This is a genomic window from Caldimonas brevitalea, assembly GCF_001017435.1.
GTDB classification, from domain to species: Bacteria; Pseudomonadota; Gammaproteobacteria; order Burkholderiales; family Burkholderiaceae_C; genus Caldimonas; species Caldimonas brevitalea.
The window spans coordinates 4912928-4933540 of sequence record NZ_CP011371.1; the positions used below are offsets into that span (position 1 = coordinate 4912928).

17 protein-coding genes and 1 pseudogene are annotated in these 20613 nt (G+C 68.2%); 8 read left to right on the plus strand and 10 right to left on the minus strand.

Annotated elements, in window-relative coordinates; translation table 11 throughout:
• Window positions 1-30: 30 nt before the first annotated feature.
• Both AAW51_RS30965 and AAW51_RS20705 read right to left on the minus strand, forming a co-directional pair.
• Window positions 31-387: a nuclear transport factor 2 family protein gene (locus AAW51_RS30965; RefSeq protein WP_238947926.1), complete on the minus strand. Its 357-nt coding sequence runs from the start codon at window positions 385-387 to the stop codon at window positions 31-33.
• Window positions 388-510: 123 nt separating this feature from the next.
• Window positions 511-2520: pseudogene (locus AAW51_RS20705) on the minus strand (oxidoreductase); the annotation flags it as partial.
• A gap of 120 nt (window positions 2521-2640) precedes the next feature.
• Between AAW51_RS20705 and AAW51_RS20710 the strand changes: the two are divergent.
• A complete protein-coding gene (locus tag AAW51_RS20710; RefSeq protein ID WP_047196121.1) occupies window positions 2641-3177 on the plus strand; it encodes a PadR family transcriptional regulator in 537 nt (178 codons plus the stop codon).
• A gap of 78 nt (window positions 3178-3255) precedes the next feature.
• Here AAW51_RS20710 and AAW51_RS20715 read toward each other — a convergent pair whose 3' ends face one another.
• Window positions 3256-3492 (minus strand): hypothetical protein, encoded by a 237-nt coding sequence (locus AAW51_RS20715; RefSeq protein ID WP_047196122.1) that lies wholly within the window; start codon window positions 3490-3492, stop codon window positions 3256-3258.
• Window positions 3489-4109: a TetR/AcrR family transcriptional regulator gene (locus AAW51_RS20720; protein WP_047196123.1), complete on the minus strand. Its 621-nt coding sequence runs from the start codon at window positions 4107-4109 to the stop codon at window positions 3489-3491. Before AAW51_RS20720 ends, AAW51_RS20715 begins: the two co-directional genes overlap by 4 nt.
• Before the next feature lie 77 nt (window positions 4110-4186).
• Between AAW51_RS20720 and AAW51_RS20725 the strand changes: the two genes are divergently transcribed.
• Complete coding sequence (locus tag AAW51_RS20725; protein WP_047196124.1) at window positions 4187-4639, plus strand: VOC family protein; 453 nt, start codon at window positions 4187-4189, stop codon at window positions 4637-4639.
• Here AAW51_RS20725 and AAW51_RS20730 read toward each other — a convergent pair.
• Complete coding sequence (locus AAW51_RS20730) at window positions 4614-6182, minus strand: methyl-accepting chemotaxis protein (RefSeq protein WP_047196125.1); 1569 nt, start codon at window positions 6180-6182, stop codon at window positions 4614-4616. The two genes, AAW51_RS20725 and AAW51_RS20730, sit on opposite strands and share 26 nt — an antisense overlap.
• A 284-nt stretch (window positions 6183-6466) precedes the next feature.
• On the opposite strand from AAW51_RS20730, the gene AAW51_RS20735 reads away from it, so the two are divergent.
• Together AAW51_RS20735 and AAW51_RS20740 are read left to right on the plus strand one after the other, a co-directional pair.
• Window positions 6467-8026, plus strand: a complete 1560-nt coding sequence (locus AAW51_RS20735; protein ID WP_047196126.1) for a methyl-accepting chemotaxis protein — start codon at window positions 6467-6469, stop codon at window positions 8024-8026.
• A gap of 114 nt (window positions 8027-8140) precedes the next feature.
• A complete protein-coding gene (locus AAW51_RS20740; protein WP_047196127.1) occupies window positions 8141-8578 on the plus strand; it encodes a CBS domain-containing protein in 438 nt (145 codons plus the stop codon).
• Window positions 8579-8685: 107 nt separating this feature from the next.
• Here AAW51_RS20740 and AAW51_RS20745 read toward each other — a convergent pair whose 3' ends face one another.
• The 5 genes from AAW51_RS20745 to AAW51_RS20765 are packed head-to-tail and all read right to left on the minus strand — an operon-like array spanning window position 8686 to window position 16269.
• Window positions 8686-10119 carry a hypothetical protein gene (locus tag AAW51_RS20745; RefSeq protein ID WP_047196128.1) on the minus strand — a complete coding sequence of 478 codons (1434 nt, stop codon included), beginning with the start codon at window positions 10117-10119 and terminating at the stop codon, window positions 8686-8688.
• A complete protein-coding gene (locus tag AAW51_RS20750; RefSeq protein WP_047196129.1) occupies window positions 10109-11734 on the minus strand; it encodes a class I adenylate-forming enzyme family protein in 1626 nt (541 codons plus the stop codon). Before AAW51_RS20750 ends, AAW51_RS20745 begins: the two co-directional genes overlap by 11 nt.
• 23 nt (window positions 11735-11757) lie before the next feature.
• Window positions 11758-13398, minus strand: a complete 1641-nt coding sequence (locus tag AAW51_RS30150; RefSeq protein WP_053013813.1) for an FAD-dependent monooxygenase — start codon at window positions 13396-13398, stop codon at window positions 11758-11760.
• 10 nt (window positions 13399-13408) lie between these two features.
• Entirely contained in the window at window positions 13409-14548 is a 1140-nt protein-coding gene (locus AAW51_RS28445; protein WP_053013814.1) for a cupin domain-containing protein, read from the minus strand.
• Window positions 14549-14589: 41 nt separating this feature from the next.
• On the minus strand, window positions 14590-16269 hold the full coding sequence (locus tag AAW51_RS20765) for an AMP-binding protein (protein ID WP_053013815.1): 1680 nt from the start codon (window positions 16267-16269) through the stop codon (window positions 14590-14592).
• Between the two features lie 932 nt (window positions 16270-17201).
• On the opposite strand from AAW51_RS20765, the gene AAW51_RS20770 reads away from it, so the two are divergent.
• From AAW51_RS20770 to AAW51_RS20785, 4 genes are read left to right on the plus strand one after another with little or no spacing between them, the layout of a single operon-like run.
• The gene (locus tag AAW51_RS20770) at window positions 17202-18422 is read left to right on the plus strand and encodes a DprA-like winged helix domain-containing protein (protein WP_047196130.1); all 1221 of its coding nucleotides are present in this window, start codon (window positions 17202-17204) and stop codon (window positions 18420-18422) included.
• 47 nt (window positions 18423-18469) lie between these two features.
• A complete protein-coding gene (locus AAW51_RS20775; protein ID WP_047196131.1) occupies window positions 18470-19153 on the plus strand; it encodes an NHL repeat-containing protein in 684 nt (227 codons plus the stop codon).
• A 51-nt stretch (window positions 19154-19204) separates the two neighbouring features.
• Window positions 19205-19978, plus strand: coding sequence for a DUF899 domain-containing protein (locus AAW51_RS20780; RefSeq protein WP_047196132.1), 774 nt, complete (start codon window positions 19205-19207; stop codon window positions 19976-19978).
• Window positions 19979-20011: 33 nt separating this feature from the next.
• Window positions 20012-20575: a hypothetical protein gene (locus AAW51_RS20785; RefSeq protein ID WP_047196133.1), complete on the plus strand. Its 564-nt coding sequence runs from the start codon at window positions 20012-20014 to the stop codon at window positions 20573-20575.
• Window positions 20576-20613 lie beyond the last annotated feature (38 nt).

The window sequence follows — 20613 nt, forward strand, 5'->3', positions numbered from 1 at the left end:
GCCCCCCCTGGCCCGGGCGCCCAGGCGAACTCAGGCCGTCTTCATCGCCGCCAGATAAGGTGCCAGGCGCCGGCCCATCTCCTCGCCCAGCGCCTGCAAGCCGCTCATGGGCCGGATCATCACCTCGAAGTCGACGATCTTGCCGTCCTCGTCGAAGCGGATCATGTCGATGCCCTTGAGCTGCTTGCCATGGACCGTCGCGCTGAACTCGAGCACGACGCTGTGGCCGTCGGTGTCGACGAACTCGCGGTGGTAGGTGAAGTTTTCGAACACCTTGATGACGGTGCCGAGGATCAGCTGCACCGCCTGGGCGCCGGGGTATGGCGTATGAGCCATCGGCGAGCGGAACACCGCGCGCGGATGCAGCAGCTCGGAGAGGCCCGCCATGTCGCCCTGCTGGACGATCGCATGCCAGCTCTGCAACGACTGGGCAGCCTTGGGCGCCAGCCGCTGTGCGGGGGTGTCGTGGTGCTGCGCTTCGGCCGACGAGGCATCGGCATCGAAGTGCAGCGCGAGCTCGGTGCCCTGCCGGATCGCGCGCTTGGCGTCCAGCTCGGCGGCCCGGTCGGCCCCGCCGATCAGGTGCACCTGGCAGCCGGCGGCCTGCAGCGCCGATTGCAACTCCCGCAGCGGCTCCTGGCCGGCACAGAGGATCACGTGATCCACCGGCAGGGTCGTGTCGCGCCCGTCGACGGTGATGTGCAGGCCCTCGTCGTCCACCTTGCGGTAGCTGACGCCCGGGATCATCTCCACGCCGCGTTGTTTCAGCGAAGTGCGGTGGATCCAGCCGGTCGTCTTGCCCAGGCCGTCCCCCACCTTGCTGGTCTTGCGCTGCAGCAGCCAGATCTTGCGCGGCGCGGGCGGCAGTTGCGCCGGCTTCAGGCCACCGCGGGAGACGCCGCTGCGGTCCACGCCCCATTCATCGAAGAACTTCGCGGCGTCCAGACTCGGCGACACACCCTCGTGCAGCAGGTATTCGGCCACGTCGAAGCCGATGCCGCCGGCACCGATGATGGCGACCTTGCGGCCCACCGGCCGCTTGGCGCGCAGGACGTCCAGGTAGCCCAGCACCTTGGGATGGTCCACGCCCTCGAACTCGGGCGTGCGCGGCGAAACACCGGTGGCCAGCACGACGTGCCGGAAGCCGGCGCCGACCAGGTCGGCTGCGGTCACCGGCTGCCCCAGCCGCAGCGTCACCCCGGTGATCTCGATCTGCCGCCGGAAATAGCGCAGCGTTTCGTGGAACTCCTCCTTGCCCGGCACCTGCTTGGCGATGTTGAACTGGCCGCCGATCTCGTTCGCGGCATCGAACAGCGTCACCTCGAAGCCGCGTCGCGCGGCGGTGGTGGCAAAGGCCAAGCCGGCAGGGCCCGCGCCCACCACGGCGATCGACTCGCGCAGCAGCGCAGGGGTTTCGACCAACAGCGTTTCGTGGCAGGCGCGCGGGTTCACCAAACAGGAGGTGATCTTGCCGGCGAAGGTGTGATCCAGGCAGGCCTGGTTGCAGCCGATGCAGGTGTTGATCTCGTCCGCCCGGCCCGCAGCCGCCTTGGCGACGAACTCGGCGTCGGCGAGGAAGGGCCGCGCCATCGACACCATGTCGGCCATGCCGCTGGCCAGCACCTGCTCGGCCACCTCGGGTGTGTTGATGCGGTTGGTCGCCACCAGCGGGATGCCGACCTTGCCCTTCAACTGCTGCGTCACCCAGGCAAAAGCCGCACGCGGCACCTTGGTGGCGATGGTGGGGATGCGCGCCTCGTGCCAGCCGATGCCGGTGTTGAGGATGGTCACGCCGGCGCGCTCCAGCGCCTGCGCGAGCTCGACCACCTCGTCCACCGTCGAGCCGCCTTCGACCAGGTCGAGCATCGAGAGGCGGAAGATGATGATGAAGTCGGGGCCGACGCGCGCCCGGGTACGGCGCACGATCTCCAGCGGGAACCGGATGCGGTTCTGGTAGCTGCCGCCCCATTCGTCGCTGCGCTGGTTGGTCTGCGCCGCGATGAACTCGTTGATCAGATAACCCTCGGAGCCCATGATCTCGACCCCGTCGTAGCCCGCGCTTTGGGCCAGCGCGGCGGCGTTGGCGAAATCGTCGATCGTTTGCTCGACCTCTTGGCGCGTGAGCTCGTGCGGGCGGAACGGATTGATCGGCGCCTTCAGCGGGCTCGGCGCCACCAGCTCGGGATGGTAGGCATAACGGCCGAAGTGGAGGATCTGCATGCAGATCTTGCCGCCGGCCTCGTGCACGGCGCGCGTGACAACGCGGTGCTTGTCGGCCTCTTCGGGTGTCGTCATCGCAGCGCCACCGGGCATCGGGCGGCCCCGGTGGTTGGGCGCGATGCCGCCCGTCACGATCAGGCCGACGCCGCCACGGGCACGCTCGGCATAGAAGGCGGCCATGCGCTCGAAGCCGTTTTCCACCTCTTCCAGCCCGACGTGCATCGAGCCCATCAGCACTCGATTGCGCAAGGTGGTGAAACCCAGGTCCAAGGGGGCCAACATGTGCGGATAAGCGGTCATCGGGGTGTCTCCTGTTCGGGCCGTCGCGGCGCCTTCTATGCAACCGGTTGCATACTTTAGTGCAACTCGGCCGAACAATGCAACTCGTTGCATACCGGGGACGTCGTATGCTTCGCCCCCATGTCTTTGCCCCATGCACTGCTCACGTCGCTGTTGGAGAAGTCGTCGTCCGGTTATGACCTGGCGCGGCGTTTCGACAAGTCGATCGGCCACTTTTGGCACGCCACGCATCAACAGATCTACCGTGAGCTGGCGCGTATGGAGGAACAGGGCTGGATCGCCTCCAAGCCGGCGGCCGACGCCGGCAAAACCCGCAAGCGCGAATACCGCGTGCTACCCAAGGGCCGTACCGAGCTGACGCGCTGGGCCAACGAGACGGGCGCGCCGCTGGACCTGCGCGACGGGCTGATGGTGAAGGTGCGCGCCGCGGCAACGCTGCCCGCCATCGAACTCGACGACGAGATCCACGCCCGGCTGCAAGATCACGCGCAGCAGCTGGCCCACTACCGCGAGATCGAACAGCGCGATTTCCCGGGCCCCGACAGCACCCGCACGCAGCGGCTGCAGCACTTGCTGCTGCGCCGGGGCATTTTTTATGAAGAAGCGTCGATCGCCTGGCTGAAGGAGTTGCAGAAGGCGTTGCGACAGAAAGACTGAACGATCGGGGCGAGCCGAGCCATCTACTCGCGCAGCAGCCGGCTCTCGATCATCAGTTCAGTTGTTCAGGCCCCGGTCTCAGCACCGCCCTGAACGCCGGCTGCGCGGCTGCAACTTGTCGAGCTCGGCCAGCTGCTGCTTCAGCAGGATCACCAGCGTGCGCGCATCCTCGACGCTCAGGCGCACGCTGCTGCTGGTCGACTGCTCGTCCCGCACCGGGCGGGACAACACCAGGGCGTCGACGGCGAGTTCGATCAGGCCTTTGTCGTGCTTCATCGACTTGAGGCGCTGCACTTCGATTTCGTAGGTTTTCACATCTTCTCCTCGGGATCTGCGACACCGGATTGTCCCTGTGATGCCGCCGCCGGGCCGAGCACGCGCTCGAGCAGCCACAGCATCGCCGACCGCACCTCCTGCGCACCGCTCCCAGCGTCGATCTCGAGTGCCGCACGATCGAACGCTGCCGAGAGCAGCTTTGCCAGCGCGTCGATGGCGACCGGTTCAGCGCCGAGCGCCGCGGCCAAACCTTCTCGCAGGGTGCCGGCCGCATGCGATGCGTCGATCGCCATCACCTCCGCCGCGCCGAGCACCGCAGGTCCTTCGATGAGCAGCAAGCGGGTGCGCCCTGCCACGGTCATCGCGTCCAAGTAGGCAAGGCTGCCGGCGAGCAAGGCCTGGCGCGGTGTGGCCTGCGCTGGCGCGGCGCCCTCGATGGCCGCGCTGACGGCGCGCGCCTCGCGCATCAGGACGGCTCGAAAAAGGTCGCGCTTGTCGTCGAAGTGATGGTAGAGCGCACCCCTCGTGATGCCTGCCGCGCCGCAGATCTCCGGCGTCGACGTGCCGCCGTAACCCCGGCTGACGAACAAGGCGCGGCCCGCGTCGAGGAGGGCGGTACGAGTGGCTTCAGCACGTTCTGGGTTGGAGCGGACCATGGGAGCGATTGAAAACATACAGCCTGTATGTTAGCCTTCAAAAACATACAGACTGTATGTTTTAAGGAGACTCCCAGATGAAGATCACCAGCTACTACCCGGTCGTCATGACCTTCGATGTCGCCAACACCGTCGCCTTCTATCGCACCCACCTGGGCTTCAAGCCCTTGTTCACGGCGGACTGGTATGTGCACCTGCAGTCAGAGGAGGATGCCGCCGTCAACCTGGCCGTGGTGGCCGCCGATCACCCGACCGTTCCAGAACCGGCGCGCGGTCGGGCCGCAAGCGGTGTGCTGCTCAACTTCGAGGTCGATGACCCGGATGCCGTCTACGCCCGCTTCACCGCCGCCGGGCTGCCCATCCTGCTGGCCTTGCGCGACGAGGCCTTCGGCCAGCGGCACTTCATCACCCAGGACCCCAACGGGGTGCTCATCGACGTCATCAAACCGATCCCGCCGAGTGCGGAATACGCCGTGGCCTATGAGGACGGGGCCCTAGCCCGAATCACACCCCCTGCGACGCGAGCTTGAACGCCTCGACACTCCTGAGCAGTTGTTGCGCTTGCTCCTGCAGCGAGGAGGCAGCCGCGGCCGACTCCTCCACCAGCGCCGCGTTCTGCTGTGTCATGTCGTCCAGCCGGGTGGCCGACCGGTGAATCTCACCGATGCCGTGCGCCTGCTGGCTGGCGGCATCCCGGATGCCGCCGATGATGACGTTGACCTGTGTCACCGACTCGACGATCTTCTGCATCGCGGCGCCGGCATGCTCGACCAGTCGGGTGCCCGACTCCACCTTGCTGACGCTGTCGCCGATCAAGGTCTTGATCTCGCCGGCCGCTTCGGCGGAGCGCGCCGCCAGCCCGCGCACTTCGGCGGCCACGACCGCAAAACCGCGCCCTTGCTCGCCGGCCCGGGCCGCCTCGACCGCGGCATTGAGCGCGAGCAGATTGGTCTGGAAAGCGATGGCGTCGATGGTGGTCAGGATCTGGCCCATCTTGCCGGAGCTGACGCGGATCTCACCCATGGTCTCGACCACCTCTCGCACCACGGTGCTGCCCTGCACGGCCGCGGCCGAGGCCGCGTCGGCCACCGTGTTCGCGTCGCGCGCGGCGGCTTCGGTGCGTTGCAGCAGGCCGTGCAACTGCGACATCGAGGCGGCGGTTTCCTGCAGGTCGGCCGAGGCCTGTTCGGTCCGATGCGACAGGTCGTGGTTGCCGGACGCGATCTGCGCCGCCGCACTCGCCATCGCATCGGCCGAGCCCCGCACCGTGCCGACCATGCGGTTCAGGTTGCCCGTCATGCGCTGCATGGCCGCGATCAGGCGGGCGATCTCGTCGCGCCCGCGCGGTGCCATCTCTTGTGCGATGTCACCGGCGGCGATGCCTTCGGCCACGCGCACCGCTTTTTCGACGCCACGCACGATGGTCCCGGACACGGCACGTCCCACCACCCAGCTGAGCAACGACGCGCCGAGAACCCAGGCGGCCAGCACGTACAGGTCGCGCATCAACTCGTCCTTGACGTCGTCCACATACAAGCCGGAGCCGAGGACCCACCCCCACGGGGCGAACCCTTTGACATACGACACCTTCGGCACCGGCTTCTCGGCGCCGGGCTTCGGCCAGAGATAGTCGACAAAGCCGGCCTGTTCGGCGCGCACCTTCTGCACGAAGGCGACGAACACGGCCTTGCCGTTGGGGTCCTTGTGCCCGCTCATGTCCTGCCCGATCAACTCGGGTTTCACCGCATGCATGAGCATGCGCGGGTGCAAGTCGTTGACCCAGAAATACTCGCCGTTCCCGTAGCGCATCTCACGCACGGTCTGCAGCGCCAGTTGCTGGGCGTCGGCCCGGCTGAGGCGGCCGGCCAGTTCCTGGGCGTGGGCCTGCACCAGCGCACCGTAGGCGGTCTCAACGGTTTGCCTGACCAACGCACCCCGCTCATCAAGGCCGCGCTGGTAGTTGTTGAACAGCATGACGACCGACACAGCCACCAAGGCAAGGATGCCGATGGCCGAGAGAACCCGCAACTGGGTCACGATGGACAAACGATGGAGCACACGGCTGAGCGGCATGAAACCTCCGGCAAAAGGAGAGAAACCACGGCAGCCCGAAGCCCGAGCGCCGGCCTCGTTTTCGGCATGGCCCCGACAAGATTGAGGACGTCGTGCATCCAACCGTCGAGGCCGGCGCGTTTGCGCGGGTTTTCCAGCGGTTGCGGGGCCCGCAAAGCCCTCTATTCCCACCCGCTCCGTAGGCAATTGGCTTAAGTTCGCCCCCTCTACAGCCGAAAGAGCACCGCAACAAGGCTTGCCCCGTGACCTGCCGGCCGCCCCCAATCCCAACATCAGACTCCATCATGCGCATCAACCAACCCGTCACGCAGCGCGAGTACGAACTGCGCGACCACGAACTGCTCGTGTCGACCACCGACGCGCAGGGCCGCATCACGCACTGCAACCAGCTCTTCGTGGAGGCGAGCGGCTTCACGTATGAGGAGTTGCTCGGGCAACCTCACAACATGGTGCGGCACCCCGACATGCCGCCAGAGGCCTTCAAAGACCTGTGGGGCACCATCGGCCGCGGGCGCCCGTGGACGGGCGTGGTGAAGAACCGGCGCAAGAACGGGGACCACTACTGGGTGGTCGCGAATGTCACGCCCGTGCTCGAGAACGGGAAACCGAAGGGCTACATGTCGGTCCGCACGAAACCCAGCCGCGAGCAGGTCCGCGAGGCGGAGCTGCTCTATGCACGTTTCGCTGCAGAACGCGAGTCCGGCCAGGCGACGATACGACTGCATGCCGGTGGCGTGCGCCGCATCGGCTGGCGCGACTGGCCCTACCGGGTCCACCGCCTGAACCTGAGCCAGCGTATGGCCCTGATCCTGGCGGCCATGGTCGCATTCGACCTGCTGCCTGCCCTGATGGGATGGGGGTGGGACCATGGATACGCCAGCAGTGCCGCACTCGCCCTGGTCGCAGCCGCCGTCTGGGGCTGGTTCCACCGCTCGATCGCCACCCCCCTGCAGCAGGCCACCCAATTCGCGACGGCCGTCGCCGGCTGCAACTTGAACGGCTCGACCCACTACAACCCCCGCCACCCGCTGGGTCAGCTGATGCGGCGCTTGGGGCTGATCAACCTGAACATGAAGGCGATCGTGGAAGACGTGCGTACCGAGGTCACGAACATGACGCGCTCGTCGGCCGAGATCGCCCAAGGCAGCCAGGATCTCTCGTCGCGCACCGAGCAACAGGCGGCAAACCTGCAGAAGACGGCGGCGACGATGGAACAACTGACGAGTGCGGTGACGCACACCGCCACCGCGGCACAGCAGGCCGCACAGGTGAGCAGCGATGCGAGCGACGTGGCCGCACGCGGGGGCGACGCGGTGGGAGAAATCGTGCGCACCATGCAGGCGATCCAGTCTGCCTCAACGCGTGTCTCGGAGATCATCCAGGTGATCGAGGGCATTTCGTTCCAGACCAACATCCTGTCCTTGAACGCTGCGGTCGAAGCGGCACGGGCGGGCGAGCAGGGGCGCGGATTCAGCGTCGTCGCCTCCGAGGTGCGGGCACTGGCGCAGCGAAGCGCCGAAGCGGCCCGCGAGATCCGCGGCCTCATCGGTGCGTCGGTGGAACAGGTGGCGGACGGCTCCCGCCGCGTCGATGCAGCGGGCTCGGTGATTGCCGAGGTCATCGGCGCGGTGGACCGGGTCGGCGATCTGGTGAAACAGATCACCGGCGCGGCCACCGAGCAATCGCAGGGGATTGCCGAGGTCAACGGGGCCGTCGCGAGCATCGACGCGGCCACGCAGCAGAACGCGGCGCTGGTGGAGCAGTCCGCCGCGGCATCGGCCAGCCTGAATTCGCAGGCGGCCACGCTGATCCGCTCTGTTCAGATCTTCCGGGTCAACGCCTGACAGCAGCTACCGCGCCAGGAACGGGCACACACCGTGCTCGCCCTGCTGGAGGCCCCAGCCGACACCGCGCCCGCGGTGGGGGCCCTGGCCACGCCGGGCGCGATGGAGACTGCTATGAAGGTAAGCGAAGCGATGACGGTTGACGTGCAGCTGGTCAGCCCCGACCAGACCATCGGTGAAGCCGCCCGGATGATGGCGGATCACGACATCGGCGCCCTCCCCGTCGGTCAGAACGACCGGTTGGTCGGCATGATCACCGACCGCGACATCACGGTGCGCGCCACCGCCGCCGGGCGAGGCCCCGACACGAAGATCAGCGAGGTGATGTCGCAAGAGATCCAGTACTGTTTCGATGACGACGACCTCGACGAGGTGGCCAACAACATGGGGAACATCCAGGTGCGCCGCCTGCCGGTGGTGAACCGGGACAAGCGGCTGGTGGGCATCGTCTCGCTGGGCGACATTGCCGCCTGCGAAGACGCCAAGCACACCGGCAAGGCGATGGCGGGCATCTCGACTCCGGGCGGCCCTCATTCGCAGACGGCGCATTGACCGGTGCAGGTCAGCAGCACATCGCGGCACCCTGGTCGGACGCTCGCTCATGGGTGCCGCGCTGGCTCTCGCACGGGGCAGGGTCGGGGCCGCCCTGCCCCGTCGCCCTATCCCGCCTTCGCCCCCAGCAGCGTCGCAGTCGCCCGCAAGGCCTGCGGCGCATTCGCCATCCGCTGCAGCTCCGCCAGGTAAGGGCCCCGGAACAGCTCGTCGAAGTGCTCCCCGAAGGCCGCCCGGTCATAGAGCAGGATCATCCGCACCCGGCCGCGGAAGCCGGAGAACTGGCACATCACCGAGCCGGGCGGGAACACCTGCGCATGGGTGAAGAACTCCATCACCTCCAACTCGCCGAAGCTGGGCAGGTCGAAGGGGATCTGCCCGGGATTGGTGACCAGCACACGGGCCTGGACGGTTCTGCCGATCATCCAGCGTTTCAGTTGCGGCAACCGCGCCCCGCGCAACAGCATGTTGGTCTTGGAGTACTTGAAGCACTCGCGCACATAACCGCCTGCCTTCACCTCACTGGTGCGCCGATAGATCTGCGCCAGCATCTCGCAGTCGCTGCCGCGCTCCACCCGCAGGGTGTAGGGCAGCACCAGGTTTTCGTACAGGTGACCCACCCCCGGGCCGAGCTGGCCTCGCATCGAGTACATGTCGAGCAGGCGCAGCACCCGCCCCGGCCGCGGGTGTGATGCCAGGATCACGCGGCACAGGGCCAACAGCATCACCGAATGCACCGTCGTGCCGCTGGCGCGAGCCGCCGCACGCAGCCCGGCGAACAGCGATTCGTCCATGTCCTGCACCACCAGCCCGCGCGAGCCGAGGGTGCGGGGGGCCGGCACCGGCAACGACGTGTCGGTGACCGCGAGGTCGCGCACACTGCCGGCCAGGACCTTCAGTTTTTCGAGCACACCCAGCGGCTCACGACTGCGCGCCACCACACTGTCCATGTCGGCGGCCGGCGGGTGCACCACACCGCGGTCCGTGAACGCAACCGCCGGGTTGGCGTACGCCTGCGCCAGGTCGTGGGAGATCAAATAGCTCGCGTAGGCGTCCTCCGCCACGTGGCTCGTGATGATCTGCAGCAGGCTGTAGCGAGGCGTCTCGAACACCGCCAGCGCGAACGGGATGCGCTGCTCCAGCGGCAGCTCGACCTCCCACGCATGGTTGACCGCGCGCTCCATCAACTGCGGCAGCGGCGTGTCGTCCACCTTGTGCCAGTGCAACACCACATCGCTCGGCGCCGGCGGCTCCGTCAACTGCCAGCCGATACGCCCGCGCTTGCGCGCCAGCATGGAGCGCAGCAGCGGATGGCGCCGCAGCAGTGCCACCGCGGCCTGCCGCAGCCGCTGTTCGTCGGGCGTGCCATTCAGCACGAACAGGCAGGCGGAGTTGGCGTTGACGAACTCGCTGCCATGCAGAAACAGCCGGCACATCGACGACATCGGACGCCAGCGCTCGGGGGCGCCGCGCGACGAGTGGGTGTCGGCCGGGTCGTCCAGGCCCGGCGAGCCGATCAGGCTACGTGCGTCATGCGCCATCGAGTTGCCTCCTCAGTTCGCGCTTCAGCACCTTCCCCGTCAGCCCGCGGGGGATCTGCTCGGGCACCACGATGCGCAGCTCCAGCTGATCCACACCCTGGGGCAATCCGGAGCGTGCCCATTGCAGCAGCTCGGCATCGGCGGCCCGCTCGTCGCGGCGCAGTTGCACATAGGCAAACGGCACATGGCTGCCGTCGGCCGCCCGCTTGCCGACCACCACCGCTTCGGACACCTTGGGGTGGTTCAGGATGTGTTCTTCGAGCAGCAGGCTGGAGACGGCGCAGGTGCGGGTGCGCACCGTGTCGACGTCACGGTCGAGGTGGAAGTAGCGACCGCGGGCATCCCGGTAGCCGACGTCGCCGGTCCACCACCAGCCGTCCTTGACCACGCCGTGCAGCCGGTCGTGGCTGTTCCAATAGCCCTTGAACAGCGTCGGGCCCTTTACCATCAGCCGCCCGATGTGATCGGGGGGCAGTTCCTGGCCATGTTCGTCGGCCACCTTGACCTGCGGCCCGGACCACATCCGCTTGCCGATGCAGCGGGAATACAGCGTGGAGTACCGCGACGAGATGCGGTGGAAGGCCGGGAACCCGACTTCCGAAGACCCAAGGTTGTCGATGTAGAGCGAGGGCAGCAGCGTCTTCCCGAACACCTTCACCAGCGAGCCCCGCCGCACGAACTCGCGGATGTGCGCCTCGTGGCTGCAGTCCGCCCCCGCCATCCACAGCTTGACCGAATCGAGGTCGTACTGCTTCATTCCGTGGTGGTACATCTCGACCAGCGAGTGGGGAAAGCTGAACACCACGCCGGGCCGCAGTTTCTGGATCAGCTCCAGCATGCGCTCGCCGCTCGGGCGGCTCACGAGGATGCCCACATTGCCGCCGACGAGGGCCGAACCGATGCCCTGGTAGGCGATGTAGTGGTTGAACGGGAAGGCCGACATGATCGGCAGGCGCTGCGGGATGATCGCCACCTTCAGCATGCCTTTGAGGCCGGCGACGTAGGAACCGCTGGTGTGCAGCACACCCTTGGGCACCCCTGTCGTGCCACTGGTGTGGACGATCAGCACGTCTTCGTCGGGCTCCAGCGCGACCGGCTCGAAGCGGTCGGAGGCACGGCTCAGCAAGGCCGGCAACGACCCGCCTTGGGGGCCGGGTGCGTCGGTGACCAGCACCTCGCGCACCTGCGGGCAACGCGAGCGCCAGTCGAGCGCCTCGAGCCGCTCGAGACGCTCCCGGTCGAGCACGACCACCGTCGCGCCGACATAGTTCAGATAGTCCACCACGATATGCGGCTGCATGCCCCCGTTCATCGGCACGGCGATGCCGCCGGCGCGCACGGCCGCGAAGCCGTAGACGAAGTAATCGGCGTCGTTGGCCTTGAGCAGCGCCACCCGGTCGAAGCGCTGCAGGCCATGCTCGAGCAGGACGTTGCTGGCCCTGTTCATCACGGCGATCAGCTCGCTGACCGTGATCTTCGGGTAGCGACGATCCAGCTCCAGCGGCACGTCGAAATCGAGAAAGTGCTTGTCGCCGTAGACCTGCAGCGCCTTCTCGAAGAAATTGGCCGCCGACAGACGGCGGTCGAAGATGATGTGTAGACGTTTGAGTGACATTGGTTTTCTCCTCCTCGGACGGGCTAGCGAAGCGTGAGCGGCACGGTATCGGGCAGCGGTGCGGCGGCGCGCAGGGTCGACCCTGAGGCGGTGTACAAGCCGCCGAACAGGTTGAAGCCGCGCACCGGGCACGACCGTGCCGCTGCGGCCGCTGCATGCAGACGCTCCAGCTCCATCGACAGCGCGCTGTCCAGGCCTAGCCGTGCCGCACCGCCTCGCTCGATGCCGAAGTGCAGCCATTGCACGCCAGCCAGGCCCAGCGAACGGGCGCGAATGCGGGCGAAATGGCCCAAGGCCTCGGCCTGGCAGTCGGTCACATGCAGCCGAGCGAGCCACGCCGCCGTCGGCTCGGCCTGGCCGGCCTCGCGCGCTGCCGCATGCAGCGCTTCGATGACGGCCGCCCGCTCGCTGCCGGCCACCAGCAGCTGCCCGCCCGGATCGCCGGCAAGCCGGGCCAGGGCCGCATGCGCCGCGAGCAGGCCGAATTCACCGGTCACCAGGTACAGCACGGAGGAGGCCGTTGCTTCGTCGACACCCTGCACGGCACGGCTCACGCCGTCCGCCGTCGGCTCCTCGGAACGGGTCAGCAGGCTGTGACCCAGTTCGTGCACCGGCCAGTGCATCCGATCGTCCACCTGCTGGAACCATTGCATCGACAGCTCGGCCTTGCGTTGCACGCGCACCGACACCTCCTGCCGCACCTCGGCGTAGCGCTGCAGCGCCGTGTCCAGGTCGACGTCGCGGCCCACCCCTTCCAGCGCATCGGCGAGCACCAGCGCATCGCCGAGCGCCAGCCGCGTGCCGGAACCGATCGAGAAGTGGGCCGTGCGTGCCGCGTCGCCCAGCAGCGCGACCCTTTGGTCACCCTGGCGCATCACCCAGCGCTCGCAGCGCACCGTGTAGAAGCGTTCCCAGGCGACACCGTTGCCCATGTTGGGCAATTGCAGCGCGCGTCCCTGCAGCGTTTGCTCGAAGGTGCGCGACAAGGACGTGGCCAGCGCCTCCGGGCTGCCGCAGCGCTGCGCCAGCTTGCTCGCGGCCGTGGCCGACATCTCGATCACGGCACTCGAGCGGTCGGCGGCGTACGGATAGCCGTGCAGCACCGCGACACCGTCGGCGGTCTCGCGCAGGTCGAACTCGAAGCTGTCGAACGCGACATCGGCGTACATCCACAGGTAGCGGTGTTCGTACTCGACATACGACGGCCGGAACGTCTCGGCATGCGCGTCGCGGAACTGGCTGCGAGCGCCGTCGGCGAGCAGCACCAGGTCTCCGGCGTCCTCGAGTGACGCCAGCGAACGAACGTTGTGGCCCCAGCAGATCTCGACGCCCTCGGCGAGGCAGCGCTCGACCAGGAGCTCGACCAACATCTGCCGGGACAGGCTGTACAGGTGCCGCTCACCGGCGGCATGCAGCCCTCCGCGATGCCTCACCGACAGCCGGTCGATGATGCGCACCCGCTCTGCGATCTGGCGCCCGAAGACTTCATCGCGCATCAGGAACGCGAGCAGGATGTTGCCGTGCAGGATGATGCCCAGGCCCCGGTCTTGGCCCCGCTGGCGTCGTTCGTGAACCACCACACGGCAGCCGGGCCGCTGGCGTCGCAGCAACAGCGCTGCGAACAGTCCGCCGGGTCCGGCGCCGATGATGTCGATCTTCTGCATGCTGTCTCCCTTAAGCTTGCTGAGGTTGTGCCTGAGGTGTTGTGACTGGCGACGGTGCGGGCACGGTGCCCTCGCAGGCGAGGTACAGCGCGTCCTCGTCCTCGCGCAGGTTGCGATGCTGGTACCAGACGCAGGCGGGGATGTAGACCGCGTCGCCCTCTTCCCATTCCACGCTGTGCTCGTCGATCACGGTCACGCCGCCGCCGCGCAGGATGTAGAGCATGGTCTCGTGTTCGGCGCGTTCGCGGGCCGTCGACTGCCGCGGCTCCAACTCGGTCAGCTTCATCCTCAGCGCCCGGCTCGGCAGCTCGACGTGCCGTTGCAGCGGGACACCGGGCGGCTGCCCTGCGGCCGGCAGGCCCTGCGCCCTGCGCAGCACCCGCTTGTGAATCCAGCTTTGCGGGCCGTGAGATGTGGCACTCGCCGACGTCTCGCGAACCGGCCCTGCCGCGGCCACCACGTCGTCGAGCCATGCCTGCCACGCATGCAACACCTGCTCGGCCGCCTGCAGCGCCTCACGCCACGCGACCGGGCGCGCCTGCATCAAGCGGCGCAACACGTCGCGCGTCACCCGCGCCTGCTCGGTCTCGCGTTCGATCGCGGCGTGGAAGTACTGCAGCGGCGCAGACGCGGTCCCGGCCTCGCGCAACGCGTGAAGGACGTCGGTGTACAGCGTCTGCAGGACGGCCGCCGTACCGAGCGCGAGCGCGCCCAGCCCCGCGGCGCCTCCCGGCATGCGGCACAGCATGAAGGTCGTGTCGACCACCTGCTGGGTGCGCGCCGAGATCGACGAGCAGCCGGGTTCGAGTTCGAGGCTGCGCAGCAACTGCTGATGCAGCGCCGCCGAACGCGGGTTCTTCGCGTCCACCTGGCGGCTCAGACTCTCACACACGAGCAGGTCTTCGCCCGGCTCGAGCGTCGAGATCAGCGCACACAGCAAGCGGACGCGGAAGTTGCCGTAGTGCCCGAGCTGGAGTACCAGCCCCTGCAGTTCGGCGCGCGATGCCCGTCCCTGTCGGCAACGTTGCACCAAGGGGTGAGCGCGCAGCCGATGGATCAGCGGGGCCACGGTCACGGCCCAGAAGTCGTGCTCGGACGTCTGAACCCGGGCGTCCGCGCATGGAAGGGGAAGGATGTCGATGTCGCTCATGACAGACTCCGGAAGATCTGAAGAAGATGGCTTCTGGCGCGTCACGCGTTGCCGGCCCTCGCCGAGGCTCCGGGCCCGAGGCGCAACTTGAAGCGCTGCAACTTGCCCGACTCGGTGCGCGGCAAGCTGCTGCAGAAGACGATGGAACGCGGGTACTTGTAGGGCGCGATGGTGGCTTTGACAAAGTCCTGCAGCTCGCTGGCCAGCACGTCGCTGGCTTCGAAGCCATAGCGCAGCACCACATGCGCCTGCACGATCTGCCCGCGCGCGGCGTCGGGCGCCCCCACCACTGCACACTCGCTCACGGCGGGGTGCTGCAGCAGCACCGCCTCGACCTCGGGGCCGGTGATGTTGTAGCCGGCACTGACGATCAGGTCGTCCGCGCGCCCGGCGTAATACACATACCCGTCCTGGTCGAGCCAGCCCACGTCGCCCGGGAGATTCCAGCCGTCCCGCACGTACTGCGACTGGCGCGAGTCGGCCAGATAACGGCACCCGGTGGGGCCGCGCACGGCCAGCAGCCCGGTGCTGCCGGGGGGCAGCGGTTGCAGTGCCTCGTCCAGCGCCACCACCTGGTAGCCTGGAATGGCCCGCCCGATCGCGCCGGGGCGGTAGTCTTGCGGCTTGCACGACACGAAGACATGCAGCAGCTCGGTGGAGCCGAGGCCGTCGATCATTTGCAGGCCCGTGGCCGCATGCCAGTCGAGGCGTGTCGTGGCTGGCAGGGACTCGCCCGCCGAGACGCTGTGGCGCAACGACCCCAGACGGTACTGCTGCACCAGCGGCACCATCTGCCGATAGAAGGTCGGCACCGTGAAGCACAAGGTGGCCTCGGTGTCCTGGATCAATTGCAGCAGCCCGGCCGGCGTCAGGCTCTCCGCCAGCACACCGGTGGCACCGTGGTACAGCGGGAAGCACAGCAGGCCCCCGAGACCAAACGTGAAACCGAGCGGCGGGGTGCCGCAGCAGCGATCGTCGGGGTTGACCTCGAGCACGTGGCGGGCAAAACCCTCGCAGATCGAGATCAGGTCTTGATGGGTATGGATGGCCCCTTTGGGCACGCCCGTGGTGCCGCTGGTGAAGCCGATCAGGGCCGGCTCGGTCGACTTGCCGGCCCAGGCCTCGAAGGTGTCGGGCCGGGTGGCCATGCGCCGCTCGAGGTCGGCACCGTTGCCATTGAAGTGAGCAACGTGCTCCAGCAAGCTGGTGTCCCCCATCCGCACCATGGCGCGGCATAGCTCCAGTTCTTCGCTGAACCGCTCGTCGCACAGGGCCAGCCGGATGCGCGCCTTGGAGACCACATCGCGCAGCTCTTTCGCCCGCAGCAGCGGCATGGTCGTGACGGCGACACCGCCGGCGCGCGCCACCGCCAGCCAGCCCACCGCCAGCATCAGGGTGTTGGGGCCGCGCAGCAGCACCCGCTCACCGGGCACCAGGCCCATCTCCTGCACGAGCACATGGGCGACCCGCGACACTTTTTCGTACAGCGCGGCGTAGCTGGTGCGATGCAGGCCCCAACCGTCGGCGCTGAGCAGGGCCAGACGTGCGTCGGTGCCGCGGCCCAGGTGTGCGTCGAGCAGTTCGTGGGTGGCATTGGTGGTCTGTCGAGCCGGTGCCGGCACCGCCTCGAGGCTCGGCAGCAAATGCGGTTCGGGAAGATTGGCCTCGACGAAGCGGTCACGCCGCGACGCTTCGGCCGGTTTGGTGGATGTGTTGCTCATGGTGACTCCTGCATGAAGGGGGACCGCTGTCGAGGGCGAGTGCGAGCAGCCGCAGCTGTCACGAGGGCCGCCGAGGCAGGGCGCATCGAACCGGCGCGTGCCGCGTCGACGCAGGGGTTGTCTCGTGTGCCACCACAGGCGGGATCGGCCATGGGTGCACGGTGGGAAGCTGGATGCCGCGCCTGGCGGGCCGCGCAGGGGTGTGCGCCGCGGCAGACAGTGCGTGGGCGAGCGGCGAGAGCCGCCATGCCGTCGCACCAAGACCTGCGCGCCACAGGGGCGAGCGCGACCGCTTCCAGCGGCTGATGAGTCGGCACCCAAAAGCATGTTCTCGCATAGCGTCTCGACCTCGAAGTAGCGCACCGCCAGAGCGACGGGACGATCGATAGAACGCCCGGTGCACACACCCGGAACGGGTTTGCACGGAGAGCCTCAGCAGCAATCGACAGAGGCTGGGCCCCTCGTCGTACGACCCGCCGTGGCGGATGTGTGCTGCAGTGCGATGGATGGTAGAGAGCCGCCCGGGTCCCGTCTCCTATTACTTTTTATAGGAATCGTTCATCTTCGAGTAAGCATCCTCGGGCACAGGGAAAAGGGCGCGGGCGCTGTGAAGGCGCCACCGCCCTCCCCGGCACAAGGGGTCGCGGCGACCCCGCAGCCCCTCGGTGGTTCAGGTCTGCGCGGCCTTCGACCTTGCGCAAAGGTTCTGAGGTGCCGGCTGTGCTCATGCGGCTCGCGCGGCTGACGCGCCATATGCTTCGCACCTAAACTGCCACTCCAAGGCCTCGATACCGAGCCAGTCCTCGGCCTAGCGAACATGACACAGCACCAGCAATGCAGGGCCAGGTGGGCGCCCCAGACCACAGCAGGATCTGGCGTATCGGCATCTGCCCAGCGGCGCGGCCTATGAGTCCCACGGCCGACGGCTGCCTATGGACTCCCTGATCAACGCAGCAGCCCGCGCCCTCGCGGGTGGCGATGCGCTGGGGGCTCTCAAGCGCGTCGCGCTGCGCGACGACCCGTCGGCGCTGGCCTTGCGCGGCATCGCGATGGCGCAACTCGGTGAGCACCCGCGCGCCCGAGAGCTGCTGCAGCGCGCAGCCCGCGGCTTTGGGGCCCATGAGGAGCTGGCGCGCGCACGCTGCATCGTGGCCGAGGCCGAGGTGGCTTTGGCCATGCGCGACCTCCGAGGCTCGCCGCGCACACTCGCGACGGCCGCCGGCACCCTCGAGGCACGCGCCGACCTTGCCAACGCCCTGCAGGCTCGTTTGATCGCGGTGCGCCGGCTGTTGCTGCTGGGCCGTTTGGAGGAGGCTGCCGCCGCACTGACACGCCTGGATGCTCGCGACATGTCACCGTCGCTCACGGCAGTGGCCGAACTGGCGGCCGCCGAGCTGGCGCTGCGCTCATTGCGGATCAGCGCCGCGCAGGCAGCGTTCGAGCGTGCGCACCAGGCCGCCACTCGCGCCTGCGTGCCGGCTCTGCTGGCCGAAGTGGCGGAGGCGCGGGCCACGCTCGATCGTCCTGCGGCTCGGCGTTGTGCCGGCGGGGTCGAACAGGCGCTGCGCCTCGACGAGGTGGCGGCGCTGATGGCGTCGAGCGGCCTGGTGGTCGACGCCTGCCGGCGCGGGCTGCACGCCGGTGCGACCTGGCTACCGCTGGCGCGTCGGCCGGTGCTGTTCGCCTTGGCACGCGCGCTCGCCGAGGCCTGGCCCGCCGATGTCGATCGCCAAGCGCTGATCGCGTGCGCCTTTCGCATCCGCCGCCCCGACGAGACCCACCGGGCGCGCTTGCGGGTCGAGATCGGCCGTCTGCGCGCCCTCATCTCTCCCTATGCGCATATCGAGGCGAGCGCGCGCGGTTTCGTCCTCAAGCTGCACGAGGGTGGCGACGCCGTCGTCCTGGCGCCGCCGGTCGACGGCGAGCAGGCCGCCCTGGTCGCGCTGCTCTCCGACGGTGTGCCCTGGTCGACGTCGGCACTCGCCTTGGCACTCGGCGCCAGCCAGCGCACGGTACAGCGGGCCCTGGCCGAACTCGAGACCGGCGGACGGGTGCGTTCGGTCGGGCGTACGCGGGCACGCCGCTGGCTGTCGCCGCCGCTGGCCGGTTTCACGACGATCTTGTTACTCCCCGCTGCGCTGCCGCCTGAGTAGAGTGGTCTCACGCCTCGCATCCCAGGGGCGTCACAAGGAAACAGGCGATGACGCGCAAGACCCAGGACCACCACCCAGCCTCCGTCCACCCAGCCCCCGTCCACGCGGCCGAGATCGTGCGCGAGTACGGCCCCTATCCAGGAGCGGACCGCGTGAATGGTGTCACCCACGACGGCCACCACGTCTGGGCCGCCACCGGCACTCAGCTGGTGGCCATCGATCCCGAGAACGGCCAGCCCACCCGCAGCCTCGACTGCGCATGCGATGCCGGCACGGCCTTCGACGGCACCCACCTCTATCAGATCGCCGAGGCACGCATCGACAAGATCGACCCCGCCACCGGCCAGGTGCTGGCCTCGATACCGGCGCCCGGCCATGGCAGCGACTCGGGGCTCACCTGGGCCGAGGGCAGCCTGTGGGTGGGGCAGTACCGTGACCGCAAGATCTACCAGATCGACCCGATGACCGGCGCCGTGCTGCGCACCATCGAGACCAACCGCTACGTCACCGGCGTCACCTGGGCAGAGGGTGAGCTGTGGCATGGCACCTGGGAAGGCGACGAGAGCGAGATCCGCCGCATCGATCCGCACAGCGGCGCCGTGCTGGAGCGGCTGCAGATGCCCGCCGGCACCGGCGTCAGTGGACTCGAGTCCGACGGCGCTCAACTCTTTTATTGCGGCGGCGGGCCGAGCGGCAAAGTCCGCGCCGTGCGACGCCCCAAGACGCGCTGACTGTCGCCCCGACCGACCCGCGTCCTTCAACCCCATTGGAGCCAACAGACCATGAACACAGCCTTGCCCGAAACGAGCCTCCTGAACCACCCCGTGGTGTCCCAAGACCGCTGGTTGGCCGAGCGCCAGCAGCTGCTGGCTCACGAGAAGGAGCTGACGCGTTTGAGCGACCAGATCGCCCGCGAGCGACGTGCGCTGCCGTGGGTGCGGGTCGACCAGACCTATGTCTTCGACACCCTTGAAGGGCCGCGCACGCTCACGGAGCTGTTCGAGGGCCGCCGCCAGCTGCTGGTGCAACACTTCATGTTCGCGCCCGGCTGGGACGCGGGCTGCAAGAGCTGCTCGTTCATGGCCGACCACCTCGACGGCGCCGCCGCGCACCTCGCACAGCGCGACGTCACGCTGCTGGTCGTCTCGCGCGCGCCGCTGGCCGACATCGAGCGCTTCCGACAGCGCATGGGCTGGCAGTTTCGTTGGGTGTCTTCGCACCGCAACGACTTCAATCACGACTTCAACGTCTCCTTCAGGCCGGAAGAACTCGCACAGGGCGAGGTCTACTACAACTATGCGATGCAAGCCTTCCCGGAAGAGGAGGCGCCGGGCATCAGCGTGTTCTACAAGGGCGCCGAGGGCGAGGTCTTCCACACCTACTCGACCTATGGGCGCGGCGTGGAGCTGATGATGGGCACCTACCGCTTGCTGGACATCACACCCAAGGGTCGCGACGAGGCGCATCTGGAACACACGATGGGCTGGGTGCGTCACCATGATCGCTACGAGCACACGCCGCAGGCCGGGGGCTCGTGCTGCACGACACAGGGCTGACGCCGACGTCAGCGCGATCCGGAGCAGACGGCGATGGCAAACGATTGGCCCTGGCTGGCGGTCGCAGGGTTGGGTGCCCTGCACGGACTGAATCCTGCCACCGGTTGGCTGTTCGCCGCCGCGTCACACCTGCAGGCTGGCGAGGGAGCGCCTCTGTGGCGCGTCTTGGGCCCGATCGCGCTGGGGCATCTCGCCGCGGTGGCGCTGGTGCCGGCTGCGGTGGCGTTGGGCGTGTCGCTGCACGGTACCGCAGCGCGAGCCCTGGTCTTTGCATTGCTGGCCGTCATCGCGCTGTGCCAGCTGTCGGGCTGCGCCTTGCGGCGGGCGCCCGGGGCAGTGCGGCATGCCGGGCTGGCGTTGTGGTCGTTCACGATCAGCGCGGTACACGGCGCCGGCTTCATGCTGGTGCCGGCGCTGACCTCCTTGTGCCTGAGCAACGCGCCGGCCCGCCAACTCACCGCCTCGGGATCGCTACTGCTGGCCCTCACGGCGGTGGTCGTGCACACCACGGCGATGCTCGTTGTCAGCGCCTTGATGGCGAGCGTGGTGTGCCGCGCAGCGCAGGGCGTGCGGGAGCGCCTGCGACGCCCGGCGTGAATATCTGCAGTCGTCCCCGCAGAGCATGCAAGGTCGCT

Bases quoted from the DNA above. Each gene is read 5' to 3' on its own strand.
- AAW51_RS20710 (WP_047196121.1), top strand. From the start codon at position 2,641: ATGTCTTTGCCCCATGCACTGCTCACGTCGCTGTTGGAGAAGTCGTCG.
- AAW51_RS30150 (WP_053013813.1), bottom strand. From the start codon at position 13,398: ATGCAGAAGATCGACATCATCGGCGCCGGACCCGGCGGACTGTTCGCA.
- AAW51_RS20745 (WP_047196128.1), bottom strand. From the start codon at position 10,119: ATGGCGCATGACGCACGTAGCCTGATCGGCTCGCCGGGCCTGGACGAC.
- AAW51_RS30965 (WP_238947926.1), bottom strand. From the start codon at position 387: ATGGCGGGCCTCTCCGAGCTGCTGCATCCGCGCGCGGTGTTCCGCTCG.
- AAW51_RS20720 (WP_047196123.1), bottom strand. From the start codon at position 4,109: ATGGTCCGCTCCAACCCAGAACGTGCTGAAGCCACTCGTACCGCCCTC.
- AAW51_RS20725 (WP_047196124.1), top strand. From the start codon at position 4,187: ATGAAGATCACCAGCTACTACCCGGTCGTCATGACCTTCGATGTCGCC.
- AAW51_RS20770 (WP_047196130.1), top strand. From the start codon at position 17,202: ATGGACTCCCTGATCAACGCAGCAGCCCGCGCCCTCGCGGGTGGCGAT.
- AAW51_RS20740 (WP_047196127.1), top strand. From the start codon at position 8,141: ATGAAGGTAAGCGAAGCGATGACGGTTGACGTGCAGCTGGTCAGCCCC.
- AAW51_RS28445 (WP_053013814.1), bottom strand. From the start codon at position 14,548: ATGAGCGACATCGACATCCTTCCCCTTCCATGCGCGGACGCCCGGGTT.
- AAW51_RS20780 (WP_047196132.1), top strand. From the start codon at position 19,205: ATGAACACAGCCTTGCCCGAAACGAGCCTCCTGAACCACCCCGTGGTG.
- AAW51_RS20730 (WP_047196125.1), bottom strand. From the start codon at position 6,182: ATGCCGCTCAGCCGTGTGCTCCATCGTTTGTCCATCGTGACCCAGTTG.
- AAW51_RS20750 (WP_047196129.1), bottom strand. From the start codon at position 11,734: ATGTCACTCAAACGTCTACACATCATCTTCGACCGCCGTCTGTCGGCG.
- AAW51_RS20735 (WP_047196126.1), top strand. From the start codon at position 6,467: ATGCGCATCAACCAACCCGTCACGCAGCGCGAGTACGAACTGCGCGAC.
- AAW51_RS20775 (WP_047196131.1), top strand. From the start codon at position 18,470: ATGACGCGCAAGACCCAGGACCACCACCCAGCCTCCGTCCACCCAGCC.
- AAW51_RS20765 (WP_053013815.1), bottom strand. From the start codon at position 16,269: ATGAGCAACACATCCACCAAACCGGCCGAAGCGTCGCGGCGTGACCGC.
- AAW51_RS20785 (WP_047196133.1), top strand. From the start codon at position 20,012: ATGGCAAACGATTGGCCCTGGCTGGCGGTCGCAGGGTTGGGTGCCCTG.